Genomic DNA, 23,742 nt, shown 5'->3' with positions numbered 1-23,742 from the left:
ACGGGGTTTTATAGGTTTTAGTTCTTTACCATTAGTTTTAAAATAATCATCTAGAAGCTTTTTGTAGTCGAACCTTTGAGGCTTTTCAAAAATCGGTTTTTGATCTACTTGTAGCTTACGATATTTCTTATTTATAGGAGTATCCTTTTTAGGAATTTTATAATCTTTACCAAGAATTATCATCAAGAGATAAGAAATTATTTTCTCTTGAAGGTTTATATAAAATAGTAAAAATTTAATTATTGTGTTCAAAATCTTTGCCACCTTTCTTTTTGTCTTGGGAATTTTGCTAAGTGTAACTAATAAAATTATACCCGTTTTTAAGGGGGCAAGGTTTTGATATAAATTTTAAGTAAAATCAATGGGTTAAGTTGAAGATTATGTTTAAATCTTTGACAATACCCAAAACAGGGTCAGGGTTGAAAAGTTGAATTAATGTTTATTTTAATTCAACTTTTCAACCCTGACCCCATTGTCCCATAGAATTTACAATTCTTCTATAAAGATTTTCCCATAACGTGTTCTTCCCATACTAAATTTGCTAAATCCAAACATACCATATTCAAAATAAGTATCCTCATCAATATATTCTATTATTTTTTCACCATTTATTTTAAAAACAAACTTATTTTTTTCTGCTATTACTTCAAATTCATAATTTTTATCTAGCTCCCAATTATAATCTATTGTAGCAAGTCGTTTTAATCCATGATCATTTTTTATTAATGAAACTTGATTTTCTCCATCAAATCCAACATGGTAGCCCATCATAGCACCCTTCACACGAAAGGCTAAATTATGGCTAAGACCATATTGAGGATTAATGTTTGCTACAATATGGATGTCCCTTGAATAATAATTACCCGTATAGGCCTCTGCAGAATCTACGCACATACCATGCATCATTCCATCTTCTAGAGTCCATGCACCTTTGTTATGGGAAAATGGAGTAACACAGCCAAATTCTATACTTTCATTTTTAAAGTCTATGGAATATTTTGCTTTGCCTTCTACCTTGAATTCATCTATTATGATTCTTCCTAGATTTTTATTCTTTTGTCTAGTAAAGCTTTCTACTATTATTCCTATCTCATCAATGGCATGACCCTTTGTATCTGGAACAGTAAACTCAATATCATGCCACTTAACATTCTCAAGCATCTGATAGCCTGACTGTATATCTTCCTTTGTAACAGTATCACGTACATATGTAGCAATTCCTATATCATCACCATTCCATTTATCAAGATAAACCTTCATGCTAACTTTTTGTCCTGGATAAACTAGAGGTGAAAATACAGGGCTGTATCTTTCATCATCAAAGTCTTCTCTTCTATAATAGGGTTTATAGTATATTTTAGCTGATTTTCCTCTATAAACTCTATTAAATAGAACTTGTAGAGCACCCTTTCCACTGTAGGTTATTTCATCAGTATGTGATATTGTAAATAGACCTTCATCTGATGATCTGAAACCATGGGTTGAACCTGGTAAATCGAAATCAAAATATATCTGCTCATTATTTAAATGTAAACATTCTGGCTCTTCTTCTTTAGCTAATCTATAGCCCAAAACAGCAAGCTCCTTTGAAAAGGTTGGAATATCAATTATATTAAGATATCCAGAAATACTGGAAGCAACAACAGCATCGTTTATAGGCTTTCTATATATATCTTTAATACCTTTAAGTCCTTGTGCAACACCAACAATTGTACCTACATTACCAGCATTGCAATCTGTATCCCAGCCACACATAGTAGCTATCTCAACTGTACGAGAAAGATCCCCTTCTCCATAAAGTAATGATAGAATACATACTCCTGCATTAGGAATAATATGACATACTCCAGGATATCGGTCATATCCCCAATTTTCAGTAAGATAGTCTCTACATTTTCTAAAATCACCGGCATTGTTATTATAAAAATCTATTACAGACTTGATGATTCTAGCATATTCACACTCATGAGGGATAACCCCTAAACCAGAATTAATAATTTCCATTACATCTTCTGTTTCAAAGGCTTTAGATATACATGCTGCTATAAACCTAGCACCATAAATACCATTTTTATCATGGGATACGCTGGCAGCCTTCCCAGCATATTCTGCAGCCTTTTCAATATTGAGAGGCCAAACTAATCCCCATGAGTCAATAAATATCTGTCCTCCAATTTGTTCGGCAAGAATTATTCCATTAAGATCTATTGATCCCGATTTCGGTGCTTTTATTCCTTTTTTTAGGTTTAGATATGCTGTATGCTCGGTGCTTACACCATATCCACCCCACCAAAACATACCTTTATTCTCACGTGCATAATTAAGCCATGTTTTCCCAACATCATCTGGTTCAAGCTCACGATCTTTAGCATAATCAATGAGGGCTCGAATAAAAAATACTGGTCCATTTATATCGTCATCTGCTGCAAAGTTTTTATAATCCTTTATATAGGAAGTTATATCTCCATATGTGGACTTGATTTTTTCATAGGTCCATATGGTTGGTTCAACAGGAGCACCAAGCCTTACTCCAATAATCTTCCCTAATATCCCAGAATATACCTTTTCAAGATAATCATTTGGTATAGTCCCCATCAGCAAGCCCTCCTATCTAAATCATGCTATTAATATGCTTTTCCATTTCTTTTCTGAGGTTCATATCCTTCTTAATAATATTAATTGCAGTCTTAGCAAATTTATCAGCATTTTCAATTAGATTACTTTTGTTAGCTTCTTCTAATATTGATATATCATTTTTGTCTAATATACTGCTGCCATACATTGCTCCTAATATAGCCCCTATCATAACTCCTATGGAATCTGTATCCCTTCCTGAATTTACTCCATCGATTATGGTCTCATAAAAGTCTCCTTCATGTATTACACAATATCCAAGTGCAATGGGCAGCTCCTCAATACTAAATAGTCTACTTGGAGTATAATGATTACTTGGAATACCAACCTTTTCTATACTTCTGGAGACATCGTCACCCATTGGAGAATATTTCTTAATAGCTTTATGAAATTCCCTTACTATCAATTCTTTATTGTCTTTATGCTTTTTTAACTTATTAGCGACTTCATAGATATCTTTTATAGCCATACGAGTACCATCCTTGGCAAAGCATAGGGCTGTCTCAACTACTTCATCTATCGTTACATCTGGAACAAAGGCTTTGGCAACGCAAGCTGCCAAAACTCCTGCTGCTTCTAGACCATAGCTCCATTGATGACCTATTGCAAATAAAATGGCTTCATCGTATGCTCCCTTTGGATTGCAAGCATTAACGATACCTATTGGTGATATATACATGGCTGCCCCGCAGTTAACCATATTCCCAATACCGCCTTCTCTAGGATTACAATTGGCAAGGGTATGTCTCATGAAAATGTATTTTTCAGGATAGAACAAGCGATCCATTATTAGTGCTTCTTTATCGAATTCAGGTATATATCTTTTTCTAAAGGCAATCTCCTTTACGAATTCATCTGCCATATCATATGAATCTATATGCCTTTGAAGGTTATTATAGACGTTCATCAAAGCCAAGGTCATCAGGGTATCATCGGTTATTATTCCATTACCCCTTATTTTATTTAGTCTTTCCTCTGGAGGCCAATCAGCCTTCCACCATTTAGTATTTAAGCCTTCAACCCTCCCGTATTTTGCCTTTATTTCATCATATGAAAGCTTTTCTATTGTTGCCCCCAAGGCATCTCCATATGCTGTTGCAATTACTACTCCTTTTACCCTTTCTTCAAAGCTTATATTACCCATGCTATCCTCCTGAATATTATTTTAGCAATTTATTTGCAAACTCTGTAATTTCCTTTCCGCCTGCTTCATACCACTGCTTTACGAATGTATCAAACTCTTCAATAGATTTTTTACCAGTAATTATATCCGCTGAGTATTCCTTGTAAAGATTCGTCATAGCATCCCAGCTTGCAACGAATCCTTCAGGAATCATGAAATTAGTATCCTCAACATAGTACTTTTCTGCCTTTTTCATAGAATCCACTGCTGGCTCAGATAATAATGGAGTGGCAATTTTTTTGGTTGGCTCCCAAGAATGTACTTCAAAGAATTTCGCAAACCATTCTTGTGATTTCTCAGTTAGATGTATCTTGCCATCCTTAACTTCATAGTGCTCACCTTCAAAGCCTAATCTATCTAGCATTTGTCCTTCATCACTTGCTAAAAACTCAATAACCTTAAAGGCTAATTCTTTATTTGGTGATAATGCTGATATAGCAATACCTCTACTCTCTTTAGTTACATCAATAGGTAAGTATCCTTGACCTTTACCCTTAGCAGGTGGAAGTACAGTTAAGCTAGCCTCTTGCCCATTAGCTTTTTTCATTTTTCCATCATATATATCTATTACTTTGCCTGTTGAACCAATAATCAACCCAACTGTATTATCATAAAATGCTTTTTCCTTTGTATCCCATTTTTTAGTCAGATATTCAGGATCTAAAATGCCTTCTTTATATAACTTATGGTAAAAAGCTAGCTTCTCTTTTTCAAACTCACTTACTTTACCATAAACATACTTACCTTCTGAATCCTTAACCCAAGCTCCTGTTATACCAAAGGCTTGATTAAAAATAGAATCTAACTCGATTATATTCCCAGAAACAGTAAGTCCGTACTTAGGCATACCATCTCCACTGAAATCTTTTTCTTTTAATTCCTTTAAGAATTTATAGTAGTTATCTATTGTTGGATTATCAAGTAATGCTTTTCCTGTTTTACTTGCCTCAAACCAATCACTTCTTACAACAGGTGCTTTAGTTTTTATAGGCTTTAACCATATTAAATATGGATAGTTTTCCATTCTCTTCTTATTGTGTGGTAGCATTGCTTTTTGTATTATTTCAGATTTTTCTATGTATGGTGTCAAATCTTCTAATATACCTTGTTCAGCAATTTGTTTGTCTCCACCTTGGAAATATATAATATCTGGAATGTCTTCCCCAAGCAATAGCAAGTTTAGCTTTTCTGCATAATTTCCTGATGGTGTTTCCACAATTTCAAATTTAACATTGATATCCTTCTTTGCAAGGGCTTTTTCTAACTCTTCTATATATTTTACATCTCCTGGATTTGAAGGGGATAAATCCTTCATTACAATTCTTAATTTTACAGGTTCCCCATCTTTTGTTTCATTGTTATTCTCACTTGAATTTTCTGTATTGCTGGTATTACCACTTGCCGATGATGCATCCTCCTGTTTGGCTTTACCACATCCAATTAATGAAAACATTAAAGTGATAATCAATAACAAAGCTAAGATTTTTTTCATTTTAAAGTCCTCCTTAAAATATTTAATATTTCACTCCACCGTCAAAAGTACCTTTTGTAAAATACTTTAATATGAGAGGGTAGAGTAATAATACAGGAATCATTGCAATAATAATGGTTCCTGCTTGAAGAGCATTATAATTGAGCTGTGCAGCATCACTAAATGATAATAGCTTCTCTGCTCCTAGCATTGATGAAGTATCATCTAGGACAACAAATTGTCTCAGCATCACCTGCAATGGCCATTTCGATGTACTATTTAAATAAATTGAAGCTCTAAAATATTCATTCCAATGGAATACTGTATAAAATAATCCTACAGTTGCTATTGCAGGCTTTGCTAATGGCAGCATTATTTTAAATAGAATTGTGGCATGTGAAGCTCCATCGATTTTTGCTGCTTCTATTAAGGATTCTGGTACCTCTTCAAAAAATCTCATAAGAATTATCAAGTAGTAAACATTAACTGCCTTATACAAAATAACAGAGAAATAGCTATCTATCAGCCCTAACCTTTTAATGTTTAGATATTCTGGTACCAAGCCTGGTTCAAAAACCATTATAACTATAAGCATAGATATTAAAAATTTTCGTCCAATCAATCCTTTTCTTGTTAGTACATAAGCCGATATACTTGTCAATAAAATATTAATAGTAGTGGCAGTAATTGTTATGAATATACTATTAAAAATACTTCTCATAACTTGAGGGTTTGACATTAATACTCTATAATTAATTAATGAAAAGCCCTTTGGAATAATAGTCATTCCTTTAACTTCATTTATTCTACTAGGATCTGATAATGATAATGCCAAAATATTCAATATTGGTATCAGCATCGTTAAAGTAACTATAAATAATACTCCTAAAATTACTGTGTAGAATAATTTTTCACCTATTCTTTTATTCATAGGAAACCTCCTATATTACCATATTCCTTTGCCAGTTAATTTCTTCGATATCATATGTGTAGAAGAAATTAGTATAATACCTATCACACCTTTAAATAAGCTTGCCGCTGTAGCATAGGCATATTGACCATTTGCTAAACCAACACGGTATACATATGTATCTAATATATCTACAACACTAATGACAGAATCATTCATCATATTGTAAACTTGATCGAATCCAGCATTCATAAAAAAGCCTAAATTCAATATAAATACAGTAACTATTGTTGCCCTCAGCTCAGGTAGTGTAATATGAATGGTCTGCTGCCATCTATTTGCTCCTTCAACCATGGCCGCCTCGTATAACGAATAACTTATCTTGGTTATGGCTGCTAAATAAATAATAGAATCCCAACCTGCACTCCTCCACATCTCAGAAAAAACAAGAACCCATCTTATGTGCTTTTTACTTGTCATATAGTCTACAGGCGTTCCATTAAAAGCTTCAATTATTTGATTTACAGCTCCTGTGCTTGTAGATAATAAAGATATCCATATCCCAGCAATAACTACCCATGAAAGAAAATGGGGTAAATATACTACTGACTGTACATATTTTCTATACTTACTTGACCTGATCTCATTTATTAATAGGGACAATACTATTGGTATAGGAAAACAAATAAGTATTTTCATAGTACTGATAATAACTGTATTTTTAAGAACCTTGAAAAAAGCTGGAGATTTAAATAAAGTATTAAAATGCTTAAATCCAACAAAAACGTTATCACCAATAATCCTATAATCCTCAAATGCCAACTTCATACCAATGAGGGGAAAGTAATGAAAGAGGATAAAATATAGAATACAGGGTGCAATTAGTAAATATAAAATCCAGTCTTCTTTCAGTTTATTAATTATTCTTTTAGGATTTCTCTTCTTAGGACTTAAAAGGTTTTGCATCTAGCTGTCCTCCCTTTATTTGCTGAAACACTTATATAGAGATATGTAACTATAAAATATAAAGTGTTTTGATGAAAAAATTAAAGCTCATATCTATAGCTTATTAATTACCTCATTAAGACTTGGCATTCCTGTTTGAGCTCCTAATTTAGTAACAGATATTCCAGCGGCTACATTTGCAAAAAGAATTGCTTGCTCAAGTTCATAATCATTTGCCAAAGCATAGGCCAATGCTCCATTAAAGGTATCTCCAGCTCCAGTTGTATCTACCACCTTGACATTTATGCTATCTACTCTAATTACATTATTTCCATCGTTAAATACAACTCCCTTATCCCCTTGTGTAATCAATAGCTTATTTGGATATCTTTTAAGTAATTCTTCAATATCTTCATCTGTATCAAAAACTATTTTATATTCATGCTCATTTGGAGTTATATATGACGCATTATCTATTAACTCCTTTGACAGCTTCATTGCTGGTGCAGGATTTAATATCACGGGGATTTTTCTTTCAAAGCATAATTTTGCTACGTATTCAACAGTTTCAATAGGTATTTCAAGCTGCAATAAAACAATAGCAGCATCCATGAAAACATTTTCCATAGACTTAATAAGCTTAGGCGTCAGCATAGAATTTGTTCCTGGTATGACAACTATGCTGTTTTCTCCTTGTGCTAAATTAATAACTGCAGTTCCAGTAGATACATCTGGAATCCTTATTATATTATCTAAAACGACTCCTTCTTTTTTGAGTGAATCATATAAGAATTGACCATTAGCATCATTACCAATGCATCCCACCATATCAACCTTTGCTCCCAGTCTTGATATAGCCACTGCTTGATTAGCACCCTTTCCTCCAGGTACCATAAAGAAATCCTCTCCTAACACTGTCTCTCCTGGTCCTGGTCTTTTGCTTGATACTGCTACTAAGTCAGCATTTATGCTCCCGACAACAACTATTTTAGACTTCATTCCTTTCACCTACTTTATCTAAATTTATAATAATGCCTTAACAAAATTCTTGTGTTTTTCTACGGAATTAATATTTCCATAAGAGGAGCATGCTGCTGTGCTCCATATACATCCCTGTCTCCAATGGTTCCCGATGATATATCCCTTAAGAAAGTTATTTTTATCCCTAAGGCTTGATCAAAAAATATTAAGCCTGTGATACTGGTTTTAGGAATATTATAAAGTTTAGATATAATTTCTTTTGTTAAAACTCCAGAGTTCTTAACTCTTTCATATTTACTCTTTTCATCAAATAGTATGTCAAGGGTTATTTTAAAGGGTCCTGAGTTTTTACTTCTTATTACTTTAGCAAGTTCATATAAGGTATTCTCCATTGCTATCCTCCTAGGTACTCAATTCTAAATAGCTCTAATCCATCCTTTACTTCGATTAAATGGTATACAGAAAATTCATAAACCGCACCAAATTCAACATCGCTTGGTGCAAATGGAAACGCTAAATTTCCAGCAGTAGATTTTCTTCCTTCATATGGGTAATGTAATAATGTTGAACGAAGGGCTGCACATATTGTATTTGCTAACTCTTGATCCTTAGCCAAGACCTCCATAAGCAAACCTATTTCATATCCCCTAAATCTTTCTGGCTCCTTTTCACCCATTACTCCGTTCTTTCCATAATTATAGAAATTTATTTTATAATCTGATTTTGGTATTTCTTTAAAATATGCTTCTACTTGCTTTAAAATATCCTCTTCTATCTTGTCGATTTTCTCTATCATAAGAGGATCTCTAATCCCTGCTATCACAAAGGTTCTAAAGGCTACCTTCCTAGCACCCTCCATTTTTATGTAATAGGGATCGGTATAATCTATTTCACTTCCCGAAACCCTTACAACTCCATTTTCATATTGGTCAAAGGAGCATTTTGACAAATCCAAACGAATACCAGGTCCAAGAAGTATATAGGGATGATCCTTTTCATAAAAGGTATGGGCTGCTACACTAATTGGAGAACATTTCCTCTCTTTATTTAAAGGCTTAACTAAAAAATCATTTTCCCTAAGAATACCTAAAATACAGTCCTTTGTTGTTCCAGGCTCAGCAGATAATGCCCCACATTCCAATATTTTTCCTAAATGATAGGAAAGTGCAGGTTTAAAGCCATTGTATATGCCAACTGCTGCAAAGGGCGCAGGATCGTATGCTCTTCCGCAAATAATTATCTTAACTCCTCTTTTTAACACTTCTAAAATAGGCTCTACCCCCATTTGTCCAACTATACCATTGGTATCATCTATAATCTCTTCAGTTAATTTGCTGGTATTATCAAGGGGAATTATTATATTATTCTTTAATCCTTCCTTGACTCTTTGTTTTGGTATATCTGACCAAATAACCGCAATTTCTTCCTCTATGTCATTTTCTTGTAATATTTCTTTGACAATTTTCAATGTCCACTCTACATGGGGTTTAGCTCCAGCTCCACCAGCCGACCCTATTATTATAGGAATATCCTTTTTTATGCCATAGATAAGCATTGGTTCTAAATCTTTCTTCACAGCCATTCTACTAACTATACCTATTCCTGCACCTAACTTATGAGGGCCCGCATCGGTTGACCCTGCATCAACAACTATTGCATGAGGCTCTTGCTTTATTCCCTCAAGAAAGGATTCCATTGGATATCCATATCCTAGAATTCCACATGGAGATAATATTCTACATTCTAACAATTTTATCAACTCCAAATTTAATTATCAAAATCTATTTTCAAGCTGTTTACAGACTGCTTTACCTTGCCTAAATGATAGCTCATGCAAGCTTGTGCTTTTTCGATATCCCTTTCCTTTATAGCCTTTAGAATATCTGTATGCTCTTTCATAAGCTGTTTTCTACGATCTTCACTTTTTAATGTTTTGTTGGCTAAATCATGGATCATGTCGTAATATACATACATGAAATTAGTTAATATAGTATTTTTCGTAAGTGAAGCAATCTTTTGATGGAAAGCTTGATCGGCCACAATATTAAAATCATCTACATCCTGAACTAAACTTTGTTCAATTTCCTCTAGCTCTTCATCGCTGCTTCTCTTGATAACTAATTCAACTATCTTTCTTTCTAATGTTTCCCTCACCTCTAGAAGGTCTAAATACGATGCTTTTTGAAATGCTTCTAATATGGAATCTTGAAAATCCTTTTTCTCAAAAAATTCCCTAATATATGTTCCGTCCTTTGGTTTTCTACTAACATATCCCTTACTTTGTAAAATCGTAAGGGCTTCTCTGAGTATTCCTCTACTAATACCTAATTGCTTAGCAAACTCAGTTTCTGATGGTAGTTTATCTCCTGGTTTTAATTCTCCACGCTCTATTAAATTTAAAATCTGATTTACAACTTTATCCGATAGCCTTTCAGATTGTACTTTTTTAAAAGCCATAGCTTTTCACCTCATAGTATAATGGTTTAATTGTTTAACAATATAACTAATAATAGTTTACCATATACTTTATTTTTTAACAAGATTTTTAAGGAAAAGATTACTAGATTATTTATCAGATGTTAAAAATGAAAAGATTCGATGAAATTATTTATGTTCAAACACCTGCTGGACAGTTTAAGTAGGATAAAGGCGTCTTCAGTGCATTTTAGTTCAATGTTCTAATCTACAAGTTTTAAGGTTATTTTTTAGTTCTAAAAACCTTAATTTCTGCTTTTAAAATTTTGCTTCCAATAGTTTGTATCTACTCTTTATCACTTGAATTTATTTAGATTAAAACATGCAATTTCTTTCAAAAAAAATTTGAGTTTATTAGTAAAAATAAACTCATTTGAAATGTAATCATTTTCTTGTAAATCAAAGGCAATGATTATTTGTCAAAATGTCATGGAAATAGAAAATTTCACATAATAATACTGTCTCTTTTCTCCTTTATCATGACACAATTATAATTTTACATAAGTTTTTAAAGGAGTTTATATATATTGCTATGATTTCTCCGCCCTTAAAAATAACTATCATCAAGCTTTTCTAAATCTAATTTAGAAGCAGCTGCTTTATCAATTACAAATATTACATCTGGATGAAGCTGTAAAACTGAAGCTGGTAATTTAGGTGTTATTTTACCATATATAGCTTCCTCTATTGCTTCTGCCTTTTCTTTTCCACTGGCTAAGAGAATTACTTTTTTAGCATGCATTATAGTCTTTATTCCCATGCTTATTGCCTTAGTAGGTACTTTTTCTATGGAATTAAAAAACCTTGAATTATCTTCTATGGTCTGTTTATCTAGCTTAACCATGTGGGTAAGTGCTTCAAATCTTATATCTGGTTCATTAAATCCTATATGCCCATTCCTCCCTATCCCTAAAACTTGTAAATCTATACCTCCACAATTCCGTATACTTTTCTCATAGTCTAAACACTCTTTTTCTATATCTTTAGCCATTCCATTAGGAATATTAACTCGCTTTATATCAATATTTATATGTTTAAATAAATTCTCATACATGTAGTAAAAATAACTTTGTTGATTTTTTCTATCTAGTCCATAGTACTCATCTAAGTTAAATGTTGTAACTTTTTGAAAATCTATAAGCCCATCATTATAGGATTTTATTAACTGTTTATACATACCTAATGGTGTTGAACCCGTGGCTAAACCTAAAACACTATTAGGTTTTAAGATCAGTTGACTTGACACAATATGGGCAGCTTTTCTACTCATATCTTCATAATTATCTATACAAATAATCCTCATATATTATTGCCCCATTCATATTTTTGATTAGACTTTTAGCTACACTATACATATTTATAATAAATTTTGATAATATCAGTGAATCATTCCATTATGCAAAATCTTCTGTGCCATAACTATTCCTCCATCTACAGGTTCCTTATCTACAGTAATAAAAGATATTTTATCTTGTGAGCCTATCTTGTCAGTTAATTTAATTTTAAATCTTTCCATAACCACTTGATTTTTCATTACCCCACCAGACATTACTATATTAATATCTGTGTTATTTAAGCTTAGCCCCTTGTAAACTGAATATGTATACTGAGCTAAGTAATAGGCTGCTTCATCTAAAATTTTTAAAGGCAAGCTTTCTTCCCTTTTTCCTCCTTCTATTACCAATCTGGCAAGAGAAGCTATTTCTGGATAATTATTTTTTCTTCCTGTTAAAAATACTGGTAATGCTTTAAATTTGTCAATATTATAGTAGGATAATATTCTACTAAATATTGGATGATATGAATAACAACCATCACAATATAGTACTGTATATTTTAAAATCTCTTTTCCAATCCAAAACCCTGAGCCTAAATCACTAAAATCATAGCTCCATCCACCTATTCTAATTTTTTTTCCTTCTGAGTTTATGCCTAATACAATAGATCCCGTCCCAGCAATAACGATTATTCCTGGAATATCTGAAGCTGCATATAATGCCAATTCTGAGTCATTACACAAATAAAAATTCTCCTTTACTCCTGCTTTCATTATAACTCTAGCTAAAATCTCATAATCTTTATCACAATCTATTCCTGATAGACCAAATACTGAATATTTTATCTTATCAAAGGTAATATCCATATTTCTCTGGATTTTTCCAAGTCCAAGCTCTAAATTTTTCTGTGCTTCTTTAATCCCTACTGATTTAAAACTTGTGCTTCCTGTATAAAAATAGACCTTATTTTTCTTTTCTACATCAGCTATACAAAAAGCAGTTTTACTACCACCACCATCAACTGCTAGAATATAATCCACCATTTATGCCCCCTTATATTACTAGTAAATAATTTAGCTCTGCTCTTGTCTTTATATAAATAAAGGTGTCTGACAACATGTTTTACTTCTAAGTTCCATAGTACAAATTTCAAGGTCATTCTTTTAGGTTTAAAAAGCTTTAATTTATAATTTTAAAAATTCACTAGTGATAATTTCCATTTATTCTCTATTACTTGAACCTATTAAATTAAAATATACAATTTCTTATAGACAAGTTTGAGTTTCTATATAATAACAAAATTCGGTTCTAATCTTAATTTTTTTGAATAAAGATAGACTCTGAGATTTCCTTTAATTTCTGAGGGGGAATAGGATTCTCAGAATCTACTTAAATATTAATTTAACTTATTGTGCTAGCTACTATCGCAGAAATTTTAATATTTCCTAGCTTATGAATTTTTTTTACGAGATACTATATCAACCCATACTGCCACCAATAATACAAGACCTCTAACTATTAATCTTTGTGTTGTACCTACATCTAATAGAAGCATCCCATTGTTTAGGGTCGCCATAACTAAAGCCCCAATAATTGCTCCAATTATTGTTCCTTCTCCTCCTAGGGTACTAGTACCACCAATAATTGCTGAAGCAATAACATCCAGCTCCATTCCATGTCCTGCCGATGCTGCCGCAGAACCCACCCTAGCAGTATATAATATACCACCTATGGAACCCAATACTCCAGATGATATAAATATCCACAATGTTCTTTTCCTAATATTTATTCCCGATAGTTTTGCCGCTTCTTTATTACCACCAATGGCGTATACATGTCGTCCAAATGTAGTTTTTGTTGTTAAAAATGTATATAAACTTGCTATTATCATAAGTATTATTATGGAATATGGTATACCAAGATATAGTGCCATGATAAAAAATATAGTTGATATTAATATTAGAATCAATACCACTTTTAGAATAAATAATGATTTTGGAAGAACATCAAAGTTATAATTCTTCCTCTCTTTTCTTTTTCTAAATTCCATAAATAGATATCCTACAGCTACCAGTACAAGGATTATAACAGTGGTATCATGGGGAACTAAATCCTTTGCCGAATTTTCAAGAAATAATGTTGGTATATAATCTTGACCAATTCTATTAAATGCACTACTTGTAGCTATAGTTTCACCCTTGGTTACTCCAAGTAATAATCCATTAAAAACCATCATTCCTGACAAAGTAACAATAAAGGCTGGTACATCTCTATATGCCACCCAATATCCCTGCCATACACCTATCAATGCTCCTATAGCAATAGTAATAAATATTGATGGTATGATTCCTAGCCCAAAATGGGACTGCAATATAGCAACTATAGCTCCAGTCAATCCTACAACAGCACCAATAGACAAGTCAATATGTCCTGCAACAATAACTAAAACAACACCACAGGATAATACAGCTATATGAGATGTTTGTAAAAATAGTGTTGATAAGTTTCTTGGAGTCAAAAACACATCACTTAAAAGTGAAAAAATAAGCATTATTCCTATCAATGCTATAAACATCGTATATTGTCTTACATTATTTTTAAATGAGAGCTTTATTATTTCAACTGCATTTTGCTCATTCTTAGTTTTTACCCTATCTGTCACAGCTTTCTCCTCCCTTGATTTAGCATAAAAAACTTAAGTCTTTAAGACCCTTAGTAAGTCATTACTATGTTAAATGTTCTGAAATAAAATCTAAATCTTCACCACCAGTTGCATAATACATAACTTTTTCTTGATCTGCTTCTTTCCAATCAAGCTCAGCAGTAATTTTCCCTTCATGCATCACCATTATTCTGTCACTCATGCCTAATATCTCTGGTAATTCCGAGGAAATCATTATTATACTAACTCCCTTGTCTACTAGGTCATTCATTATATTATAGATCTCATATTTGGCACCTACATCTATCCCCCTTGTTGGTTCATCTAATATTAATACCTTGGGTGCTGCCATAAGCCATTTAGATATAACCACCTTTTGTTGATTACCTCCACTCAAATTCCTTACCTTCTGTTCTATAGACGGTGTTCTTATATTTAAGGCATCTACATAATGATTCGAGATCTTTATTTCTTCATTCTCATTTATCCCTCTAAAATCCGATATTATATCTAAACTAGCAAGGGTTATATTTTCCTTTATATCCATCATAAGTACTAGCCCATTTTTTTTACGATCCTCTGATAAATAGCATAAACCGTTTTGTATTGAATCCCTTGGTCCCTTTATAGTTGTTTTCTTCCCATCAATAAGTATCTGTCCAGATTTTTTTATTCCATATGCTCCAAATAAACTCATAGCTAGCTCTGTTCTTCCAGAACCCATCAATCCTGCAATGCCAAGTATTTCACCTTTTCTGGCCCTAAAGCTTACATTGTCTATCACTTTCCTATCAGGAATTTCTGGATTATATACTGTAAAGTTTTTAACTTCTAAGACAGTTTCCTTTGGATTATGTTCTTTTCTTGGGAAAAGCTGTGTTAGTTCTCTCCCAACCATTCCCGTTATTATTTTGTCTTCCGTAACACTCTCATCATTCTCATAGGTATCTATAGTTTTTCCATCCCTTAAAATAGTTATGGTGTCAGCAATACTTTTTACTTCCTTAAGCTTATGGGAAATATATATACAACTTATTCCCCTTTCCTTTAATCCTTTAATTATTTTAAGTAAATTTTCACTATCATCTTCATTAAGAGCTGCTGTTGGTTCATCTAGTATCAATATTTTTATATCCTTTGAAAGTGCTTTTGCAATTTCCACTAATTGCTGCTTCCCAATTCCTAGGTTAGCAATTTTTGTATCAGGACTTTCGGTTAAACCTACTTCTTTTAGCAGCCTCTTTGTGCAATCCATGGCTTTATTCCAATCTATTATTCCCGCCTTATTAAACTCATTTCCCAAATATATGTTCTCACAAATATTCATTTGTTTAACAAGGGTCAACTCTTGATATATTATGCCTATACCCGCATTTTCACTATCCTTTGTTCTTGTAAATTTTTGTTTCTGCTCATTTATAATGATTTTACCTTCATATGTGCCATATGGATATACCCCACTTAGTATTTTCATAAGCGTTGATTTACCAGCTCCATTTTCTCCAACAAGTCCGTGTATTTCTCCCTTTTTAACTTTAAAATCTACACCATCTAAGGCTCTAACACCAGGAAATTCCTTCACTATATCCTGCATCTTTAATATATATTCACTCATAAAAGCCTTGCCCCTTTCTTAAAGAGAGAGGAATAACTTTTTCAGCTATTCCTCAAACAAGTTATTAGATAGATACCATTATTTCAAATCATCTGCTGAGATATATCCACTATCAACTAATACTTCCTGTAAATTATTCTTATCCACTACCTTTGCATCTACTAATATAGAAGGTACTGAAATTGTACCATTATCAGTTTCGCCATTAACCACAGGTTTTTCTCCCTTTGCTAATTTAATAGCAGCCTCTACAGCAGCTTTTCCTAATTCTCTTGTATCATTAAAGATTGTCATTGATTGTGTACCTTCGAGTATTCTTTTAGCAGCAGCTTTTTCAGCATCTTGTCCTGTTATCGGAACCTTTCCTGCTAGTCCTTGAGCACTTAAAGCTTGAATAGCTGCTCCTGCTGTACCGTCATTTGGAGCTAGAATTGCATCAACCTCATTATTATTAGCTGCTAATGCCGCTTCTACTATCTTAAGTGCATTTTCTGGTAACCAATTTTCCACTGCTTGTTCAGCTATAACTTTAATCTTACCCTTATCTATTAATGGTTGAATTACGTTCATGGCACCCTTTTTATATAAAGTTGCACAATGATCCGTTGGTGCTCCAGCTAATATAATATAGTTTCCTTCTGGAACCAGTTTAGTCAAATATTCACCTTGCATCTCACCAACTCTTATACTATCAAAGGTTAAGTATAAATCCAGTTTATCAGTGTTAGTAATTAGACGATCATAAGCTATTACTGCAACTCCTTCTTTCTTTGCCTTTTCAACTAATGATGCTGCTGCAGATGCATCATGGGGTGCTAAAATTAAAACATCTATGTCCTGAGATAATAATGATTCTACTTGAGTAATTTGTTCATTCATATTTGCATCTGCTACCTTAACTATAAGTTCAATTCCTTTTTCTTTAGCAACCTTCTCCATAGTTTCCTTATCCTTTACCCATCTTTCTTCTCTTTGAGTAGGTAAAGATAATCCAACTCTTATCTTTTTGCTTGACTGTTCTTCACTTGCTTGTTCTGTTTGGGCCTTGCATCCAGTAAAAACTGATATTAGCAAAGCAAAAGCCAATAACATTGATACTACTTTTTTTAATTTCATAAATCAATCCTCCTAATTTTTATTTTTTATTTTGACTGATATAAAATTATTAATCGTAATATATAATTTTATATCAATTAAAATCCTATAAAAATTTTCTTTTGCAAATAAAGCCATAATATAAAGTAATTAAATTAAAAACGTTTTCTACTTTCATCTCTGTGTTTATTATTCGATTTTTCTCTGATATTTGCCTCTAGAGGTTTTTATGATTTGCAATAGGATTTTGTCTAAAATAAATTTTTGTGAATAGTAGCTAGGATTTTTTTGACATAAAAAAATCCAGCAACATATATATGCTACTGGATAATATATCCTATTTGGATTTTCTGTAAATCTCATCCCTTAGATGAAATCCGTCTTTTATAACCGTATCATCTATATTAGTCTTATTCACAGCAATTGATTCAATAATCAATTGCGGAATATTACGTTTACCATTAAAAATACTATCTTCAAGCTTTATTTTTTCTCCATATGCAAGCTTAATAGACATTTCTGCTGCAGCTTCTGCTAATTTTTCTACAGGTCCGTAAACTGTCATAAGCTGCGTTCCCTCTACAATTCTTTGACATGCTGCTAAATCTGCATCTTGACCTACTACAACAACCTTTCCAGCCATTCTATACTCGGATAAGGCCTCTATTGCTCCACCTGCCAAGCTATCATTTCCACATATAATTGCATCAATTTTTTCCCCCTTGGAAAGGAAATCATGGGTTACTTTAAAGGCATGTTCCTTCATCCAGTTTATAGACCACTCTTCAGCGATTATTTTAATTTTTCCGCTTTCTATTTTGTTTTTAAGCACCTTATCATAGCCTTCTTTTATTATTTTAGTAGTGTTATCATTCTTAGCACCATTAATAATAAGAATATTTCCTTTATTTATTTCACTTAAAACATATTCAGCCATTAATTCACCAGTCCTTCTACTATCAAAGGATACATACAAATCAATATCAGAATTTAAAACTAGTCTATCATATGATATAACCTTTACTCCTTGTCTTTTAGCAAGTTCTACTGCAGATGCCGCCTTGTTAATGTCATTTGGTACTATTATAAGCACATCTATATCTTGGGATAACAAATGCTTTACCTGCTGTAGCTGATCTTCATCATCATTATTTGCATTCTGTACTATTATATCCGCTCCTAATTCTCTCATCTTTGCCATTAAGATATCTCTATCCTTAATCCATCTTTCTTCCTTCAGTGTTCCAATAGAAAAACCAATTTTTATTTTATTGTCTTCTACTTTTATATGCTCATCATTACTATTCCCCGTAAATGTATCTAAATTTAATATTTTTACTGTATAAAAGATTAGTATAGCTAAAATAATACTAAGTACTATAATCGTTATTATATAGAAATATTTTTTATAGTTCACTTTCTTATCCCCCCTTAGGACAAGACTCAATTCATCTTATTATTTATCCTATATTCTGACGGTGTTATACCTGTTATTTTTTTAAATATTCTACTAAAATAATTTGGATCATTATACCCAATTTTATAGGAAATTTCTTTGATGCTCATACTTCTGTCATTTAAAAACTCCTTTGATTTATCAATCCGTAGCTGAGTAAGATAATCTATAAAGCTTCTCCCTAATGAATCCTTAAAAAATTTACTAAAATAATGATAGCTCATATTTATTTCCCTTGCCACATCATCTAAACTGATATCCTTTGCATAGTTTTCTTTAATATAATCAACAGCCTTAGTAATCAATCCGTCCATTTCTTTTTCTCTAGATAATGCTATGGCTCTAATAAAACTATTTAAAAAATCTATAAAACATAACCTAAGTTCTTCTATATTTTTTATTTTAAATATATTCATTAAGAAATTCTGTGTCATGAAATCATTTTCCTCATAATTATATGGAATCTCTCTCATTAATACAGAAAAAAGCTCTACAAGCTTTGACTTCACCTTAACTATATCTCTACCGTAAAGTAATATTATAGAATTAAAAATATCTTCAAAGATTTCTTTTGAACCATCAACATCCCCAATCAATATATTATGGGATAATCTTTTTTCCATAACAACAGGATATGAATAATTATTTTTAAACATAGGTGCTATATCTTCAAAATGAGTAATGATTTCTTCACTTGGAATTAATAAAGAAGCTTGTGCTTCATTGTATGATTTTGTAAAATCCTCGATATCATAATCTTTTCCTAATCCAATTTTATAGCTAATCTTAATTTTTTCATATATTTTCTCAGAAATTCTTTCAGCAATATAAATAGCATTATTTCTAGCATCATATGAATCTTTTTCTTTATCTATAGGAATATATGCTACTATCCTATCAATCAAAGATGCACCTATTAGACATGGTACCATATCTTTAAGCTGGGAAGAAAAAAGCTCATAAAATTCCTGTTTGAGTATACTGTTTTTGAGGCTACCTTCTTTATTTTGATTTTCAGTTTCTATGATTTTTCCTATCATGACATAACCATGATTAATCTTCATTTCAAAAATTTCTTCGTAAAATTCTATATCCTTTAATTCCATGCTTCCAAACAAAAGGGAATATATTAGTTGATTCTCCATGTGAGGAATAATCTTATTTATTCTTTCCATTAGAACAATCTCTCTCTGCATAGCTTTTCTTTTATCTAATATCTCTCTCTTTAATTTATTCAATACATCAATGACTTTATTTTTACTTATAGGCTTTAAAAGATATTCGCAAACCCCTAAATTTACTGCCTCCTTTGCATAACTAAAATGCTCATATGCAGAAATTATTACAACATAAATATTATTAATCCTTTCTTTTATTTGTCTAACTGCTTCAATCCCATGAATTCCTGGCATTCGAATATCCATAAATATAATATCTGGCTTAAACTCCATAGCTTTTTCTATTGCTTCTCTTCCCGTCTGAGCTGTTCCTATGACTTCCACATCAGATACATATTTATCAACAATAAATTTTATTCCTTCCAAAACTATATACTCGTCATCAACAATTAATAGCTTTATCATTTGCCATCACCTCTTTATTAAAAGGTATTTTAATAATGATTGTAGTCCCATGCCCTATTTGACTTTTTATATCTATTACATCCTTTATATCCGAAATGTTATAGAAAATTCTAAGCCTATCAATAACATTATTTATTCCTATTCCATTTACATGTCTTTCAGCTAAATCTATACTGTTTTCAGAAAAAATAATCGATTTAATCTTATCTTCATCCATTCCCTTTCCATTATCAGTAATTTCAATTAAAATCTTATCTTGCACTATATTGATATTAAGATGAATCTCTCCTTTTCTCTCTAAATCTTCAAGCCCATGAATATATGCGTTTTCAACTATTGGCTGAATTATAGTACAGGGAATCTTAACATCAACTGCCCTTTCATCAATTTGACTATAAAATTCTATTCTATTTCCAAATCTTGTTTTTAAGATGTTCATGTAATTCTTAACATTATTTATTTCTTCCTGCAAAGTCACTGGTTTATCAAGTTTTCTTAGATTATATCTTAGAAGCTGGGCTATATTTTCAATAAATTCCGAAGACTTTTCAGCTCCTTCAATCATTGCAAGTTGACTGGCTGTATTTAAAGTATTGAAAAGAAAATGAGGATTTATTTGGGATTGTAAGGACTTTAATTCCATGTCCTTAAGTAGACTCTTGATTTTAAAATTTAATAGTTCTTGTTCCTTAAGCTTTTTTTCAATCTGTGCTTGTTTTTTTATTTCATATATATACTTTCTTATATTATTAATCATTTTATTGAATGCAATGGCTAAAACATTTATCTCATCAGTAGCTTCAATTTCTACAGGTTCAATATCAAAATCTCCCTGCGAAACCCTTTCAGCTGAATGTGCTAGCTTTATTATTGGTTTTGTTAATCTATATGTAAATAAAATTGCAAGAGAAATACTGATAATTATAGAAATAAATATTAAAACTAGGTTAATATAATTTATATAGATAGTATTATTATTAAGCTCTTCATAGTTAACTGAAACCCTTTGGAGCTTATTATTTAAAAGCCTATTAATGTAATGCTTTATATAGTCAGCTATTTCATTGGCTCTAGTAAAATGAGCTATGTATACCTCTTCCTGTCTACCCCTTTTGGCTTGTATTGCATTGTCTGCCTCCACAAGAAATTCTTCTATCATATATGCAATATCCTTCATCATAATATATTCACAATCATATACAATTTCTCTTGAGATAGCCTCAGACTTTTCCTTAAGTCGATTATATATTGTATAATAATTCAAAAGAGCATTAGAGGACTTTATAGTAAGATATTCTTCTAATTCAATAGTCAGAGAGCTAACATCATTGTTTAGATTATTTAGATAAACATAATCGGTAATAATAAGTTTTAATCTTGCTAAGGTGGCTTTTGTATTGCTGTATGAAAAAAAACTAACAGATGCAATAATTAGTGTTAATATAATGAAATAAATAATCAGCTTTTTCCTAATCCCAGAAAAATAAAAGAAATTTTTACTCATATATTCACCAACTATTCCAATACCCTAGTATTTTTGTGGTATTCATCAACATTTTCTCGAGTAATCACCTTTACACCTGTATCTATAAAATTTGAAGTATTGTTTTTTTCTTTAATATTTACCAAAGCTTTAACACTTTCATATCCCATTTCAAAGGGATAACTCATAACCGTGCCATAGATTATTCCATTTTTTATGTATCTTAAAATCTTCTCAGTATCCCCATATCCAACCATTACTATATCTCCAACTTTGTTATTTTCGACGATGATTTGGGCTGAACCTAAGGTGTCAATTGAATTAGTTGTATATATTGCATCTATTTTCTCATTATTATCAATGATTTTCTGTGTAATTTCTTCAGCTCCTAATATACCCATCTCTGATTTATATATCTTTACTAATTTCATATTTGAATAATTCTTGATAGTACTTAGAAAACCATTTATCTCCATACTTTGTCTTTCTTCAGAACTCAAATTATAGCCATTGCTCACTATAATTCCTATATTTGCTATTCCACCAGTGGCTTCTATCATAAGCTTAGCAGCTTCTTGTCCCAATACAAAACTATTTGTACCCACAAAGGCTTTCCTATTACTTTTAGGAGCATCATTTTCTATACTAACTACTGGAATCCCTTTCACATATGCTTTATTAATAAGCCTATCAAATTCAGATGTATTGTTTGAATGAGCTATTATTCCATCTACATTTGAAAGTATTGCAATATCTAGGTATTTTTGCTCTTCCTCAGGATTATTAAATCTAGGTGCATAAAACTCTATAGCTATATTAAAATCTTTAGCTGCCTTTTCAGCCCCTTGTTTAACAGACTTCCAAAAGGGATCCACGGAGTTTTTTGCAATCATAAAAAAATGGTATTTTGGATTTTTAGTTACTGGAATCTTGCTCTTTTTCTTAAGCCTATAAAGATTAATACTTATAGCTACTATAAGAATCAGCAATATTATAATAATCTTTTTCATAATAGAAAAATGACGTTTATTAAATTCCTTCATTAAATATCAACATCCTTCTAAACATATATCTTAGAGATGACACGGGGACGTTTCGTCTGACACGGGGACGCATCTGACACGGGGACGTTTCGTCTGTCATAGTTTTATAACTTTATAGCTTTTTCAATAATTCCACGTCCTAACCCCAATACCCTACTTAGTTGCCTTATACTTGCTCCTGTCGATTTTCTAATTTCTAATATTAATCTATCTCTCTCAAGTATATTAAGGTTATTAATTTCATCAATATTATTAAATTGTCTTCTCAGCTTGTCTTTCAACTCTATATCTGTATATTTTTTCTTATTTTCATATTCTAGACATTTATCGTTATTTAATTGAGTCATATAAAACTCGTATTCACTCCTATTTTTAAAGTATCCATCAACTATAGCTGTATCTAAAGCCTCTTTCTTTCCATTATATCTGTTAATATATTTATTATAACTACTCCATTTATACTCTGATGGTTTTCTTACTATTTTTGCCTGCACTGGATTTTGATGAATATATCTAAGTACTGCCAATAAATAAGATTCACTTTCTACCACTTCGCTTTTAAATCTATTTTGAAACAAGTGCCCTGTCCTTCCATATTTATTATTATGCCACTGCACATAGCTTACTGTCATCCTTTTTATACTGGCTCCTACTTCTTCCCCCTCTTTAATTAATAAATGAACATGATTATCCATTAAGCAATATCCATATAATAAAAACTGTCCTTTTTCTTTTGCATTGAATAAAGCCTCTATGAATTTTTCTCTATCTTCATTATCTATGAATATATTTCGTCCATCTATGCCTCTTAACATAATATGATATATCCCTGTTTTACTTCTTTCTCTTCTTTTTCTTGCCATTTTCATCACCATTTTAATTTTATACCATTATTTTTAACGTGTCAACCGAAACGTCCCTTTGTCATT

Annotated in this window: 20 protein-coding genes; all 20 read right to left on the bottom strand. The window is 31.8% G+C overall.

All coding sequences use genetic code 11. The annotated features are described in order from the left end of the window. On the bottom strand, positions 1-252 hold a 252-nt coding region (locus tag BUB36_RS19795; protein ID WP_330390512.1), incomplete at its 3' end, for a hypothetical protein. Between the two features lie 234 nt (positions 253-486). After that, positions 487-2,595: an ADP-ribosylglycohydrolase family protein gene (locus BUB36_RS15090; RefSeq protein WP_073152098.1), complete on the bottom strand. Its 2,109-nt coding sequence runs from the start codon at positions 2,593-2,595 to the stop codon at positions 487-489. 16 nt (positions 2,596-2,611) lie between these two features. Next, the gene (locus BUB36_RS15085) at positions 2,612-3,778 is read right to left on the bottom strand and encodes an ADP-ribosylglycohydrolase family protein (protein ID WP_073152095.1); all 1,167 of its coding nucleotides are present in this window, start codon (positions 3,776-3,778) and stop codon (positions 2,612-2,614) included. Between the two features lie 16 nt (positions 3,779-3,794). Further along, positions 3,795-5,309 carry an extracellular solute-binding protein gene (locus BUB36_RS15080; protein WP_073152092.1) on the bottom strand — a complete coding sequence of 505 codons (1,515 nt, stop codon included), beginning with the start codon at positions 5,307-5,309 and terminating at the stop codon, positions 3,795-3,797. Positions 5,310-5,331: 22 nt separating this feature from the next. Beyond that, entirely contained in the window at positions 5,332-6,219 is an 888-nt protein-coding gene (locus BUB36_RS15075; RefSeq protein WP_073152089.1) for a carbohydrate ABC transporter permease, read from the bottom strand. Between the two features lie 15 nt (positions 6,220-6,234). Beyond that, on the bottom strand, positions 6,235-7,164 hold the full coding sequence (locus BUB36_RS15070; protein WP_073152086.1) for an ABC transporter permease: 930 nt from the start codon (positions 7,162-7,164) through the stop codon (positions 6,235-6,237). Between the two features lie 93 nt (positions 7,165-7,257). Next, on the bottom strand, positions 7,258-8,142 hold the full coding sequence (gene rbsK, locus BUB36_RS15065; protein WP_073152083.1) for a ribokinase: 885 nt from the start codon (positions 8,140-8,142) through the stop codon (positions 7,258-7,260). Positions 8,143-8,201: 59 nt separating this feature from the next. Further along, the gene (locus BUB36_RS15060) at positions 8,202-8,516 is read right to left on the bottom strand and encodes a DUF4387 domain-containing protein (protein WP_073152080.1); all 315 of its coding nucleotides are present in this window, start codon (positions 8,514-8,516) and stop codon (positions 8,202-8,204) included. 2 nt (positions 8,517-8,518) lie between these two features. Continuing rightward, the gene (locus BUB36_RS15055) at positions 8,519-9,874 is read right to left on the bottom strand and encodes an acyclic terpene utilization AtuA family protein (RefSeq protein ID WP_073152077.1); all 1,356 of its coding nucleotides are present in this window, start codon (positions 9,872-9,874) and stop codon (positions 8,519-8,521) included. Between the two features lie 17 nt (positions 9,875-9,891). Then, positions 9,892-10,581, bottom strand: a complete 690-nt coding sequence (locus tag BUB36_RS15050) for a FadR/GntR family transcriptional regulator (RefSeq protein ID WP_073152074.1) — start codon at positions 10,579-10,581, stop codon at positions 9,892-9,894. 565 nt (positions 10,582-11,146) lie between these two features. After that, on the bottom strand, positions 11,147-11,902 hold the full coding sequence (nagB, locus tag BUB36_RS15045) for a glucosamine-6-phosphate deaminase (RefSeq protein WP_073152072.1): 756 nt from the start codon (positions 11,900-11,902) through the stop codon (positions 11,147-11,149). 75 nt (positions 11,903-11,977) lie between these two features. After that, positions 11,978-12,919 (bottom strand): N-acetylglucosamine kinase, encoded by a 942-nt coding sequence (locus tag BUB36_RS15040; protein ID WP_084112063.1) that lies wholly within the window; start codon positions 12,917-12,919, stop codon positions 11,978-11,980. A gap of 407 nt (positions 12,920-13,326) precedes the next feature. Next, positions 13,327-14,538, bottom strand: coding sequence for a sugar ABC transporter permease (locus BUB36_RS15035; RefSeq protein WP_242655860.1), 1,212 nt, complete (start codon positions 14,536-14,538; stop codon positions 13,327-13,329). 64 nt (positions 14,539-14,602) lie between these two features. Continuing rightward, the gene (locus tag BUB36_RS15030; RefSeq protein WP_073152069.1) at positions 14,603-16,153 is read right to left on the bottom strand and encodes a xylose ABC transporter ATP-binding protein; all 1,551 of its coding nucleotides are present in this window, start codon (positions 16,151-16,153) and stop codon (positions 14,603-14,605) included. Between the two features lie 78 nt (positions 16,154-16,231). Next, positions 16,232-17,269 carry a sugar ABC transporter substrate-binding protein gene (locus tag BUB36_RS15025; RefSeq protein ID WP_073152066.1) on the bottom strand — a complete coding sequence of 346 codons (1,038 nt, stop codon included), beginning with the start codon at positions 17,267-17,269 and terminating at the stop codon, positions 16,232-16,234. A gap of 316 nt (positions 17,270-17,585) precedes the next feature. After that, a complete protein-coding gene (locus BUB36_RS15020; RefSeq protein WP_073152064.1) occupies positions 17,586-18,665 on the bottom strand; it encodes a sugar ABC transporter substrate-binding protein in 1,080 nt (359 codons plus the stop codon). 26 nt (positions 18,666-18,691) lie between these two features. Beyond that, complete coding sequence (locus tag BUB36_RS15015; RefSeq protein WP_073152061.1) at positions 18,692-20,287, bottom strand: response regulator; 1,596 nt, start codon at positions 20,285-20,287, stop codon at positions 18,692-18,694. After that, positions 20,265-21,791, bottom strand: a complete 1,527-nt coding sequence (locus tag BUB36_RS15010) for a sensor histidine kinase (protein WP_073152058.1) — start codon at positions 21,789-21,791, stop codon at positions 20,265-20,267. Before BUB36_RS15010 ends, BUB36_RS15015 begins: the two co-directional genes overlap by 23 nt. A gap of 11 nt (positions 21,792-21,802) precedes the next feature. Then, positions 21,803-22,813: a sugar-binding protein gene (locus tag BUB36_RS15005; protein ID WP_073152055.1), complete on the bottom strand. Its 1,011-nt coding sequence runs from the start codon at positions 22,811-22,813 to the stop codon at positions 21,803-21,805. Between the two features lie 104 nt (positions 22,814-22,917). Further along, positions 22,918-23,676, bottom strand: a complete 759-nt coding sequence (locus BUB36_RS15000) for a transposase (protein WP_073152052.1) — start codon at positions 23,674-23,676, stop codon at positions 22,918-22,920. Positions 23,677-23,742 lie beyond the last annotated feature (66 nt).

Origin of the sequence: Paramaledivibacter caminithermalis DSM 15212 (genome assembly GCF_900142245.1) — a bacterium.
Classification (GTDB): Bacteria; Bacillota; Clostridia; order Peptostreptococcales; family Caminicellaceae; genus Paramaledivibacter; species Paramaledivibacter caminithermalis.
Note: the sequence above shows the minus strand (reverse complement) of the source record. Positions and strands in the feature narration are given on the sequence as shown.

Coding starts and splice junctions, on each gene's coding strand:
- BUB36_RS15080 (WP_073152092.1), bottom strand. CDS start 5,309: ATGAAAAAAATCTTAGCTTTGTTATTGATTATCACTTTAATGTTTTCA.
- BUB36_RS15025 (WP_073152066.1), bottom strand. CDS start 17,269: ATGAAATTAAAAAAAGTAGTATCAATGTTATTGGCTTTTGCTTTGCTA.
- BUB36_RS15050 (WP_073152074.1), bottom strand. CDS start 10,581: ATGGCTTTTAAAAAAGTACAATCTGAAAGGCTATCGGATAAAGTTGTA.
- BUB36_RS15015 (WP_073152061.1), bottom strand. CDS start 20,287: ATGATAAAGCTATTAATTGTTGATGACGAGTATATAGTTTTGGAAGGA.
- BUB36_RS15040 (WP_084112063.1), bottom strand. CDS start 12,919: ATGGTGGATTATATTCTAGCAGTTGATGGTGGTGGTAGTAAAACTGCT.
- BUB36_RS15030 (WP_073152069.1), bottom strand. CDS start 16,153: ATGAGTGAATATATATTAAAGATGCAGGATATAGTGAAGGAATTTCCT.
- BUB36_RS15070 (WP_073152086.1), bottom strand. CDS start 7,164: ATGCAAAACCTTTTAAGTCCTAAGAAGAGAAATCCTAAAAGAATAATT.
- BUB36_RS15010 (WP_073152058.1), bottom strand. CDS start 21,791: ATGAGTAAAAATTTCTTTTATTTTTCTGGGATTAGGAAAAAGCTGATT.
- BUB36_RS15085 (WP_073152095.1), bottom strand. CDS start 3,778: ATGGGTAATATAAGCTTTGAAGAAAGGGTAAAAGGAGTAGTAATTGCA.
- BUB36_RS15090 (WP_073152098.1), bottom strand. CDS start 2,595: ATGGGGACTATACCAAATGATTATCTTGAAAAGGTATATTCTGGGATA.
- BUB36_RS15075 (WP_073152089.1), bottom strand. CDS start 6,219: ATGAATAAAAGAATAGGTGAAAAATTATTCTACACAGTAATTTTAGGA.
- rbsK (WP_073152083.1), bottom strand. CDS start 8,142: ATGAAGTCTAAAATAGTTGTTGTCGGGAGCATAAATGCTGACTTAGTA.
- BUB36_RS15000 (WP_073152052.1), bottom strand. CDS start 23,676: ATGGCAAGAAAAAGAAGAGAAAGAAGTAAAACAGGGATATATCATATT.
- nagB (WP_073152072.1), bottom strand. CDS start 11,902: ATGAGGATTATTTGTATAGATAATTATGAAGATATGAGTAGAAAAGCT.
- BUB36_RS15005 (WP_073152055.1), bottom strand. CDS start 22,813: ATGAAGGAATTTAATAAACGTCATTTTTCTATTATGAAAAAGATTATT.
- BUB36_RS15060 (WP_073152080.1), bottom strand. CDS start 8,516: ATGGAGAATACCTTATATGAACTTGCTAAAGTAATAAGAAGTAAAAAC.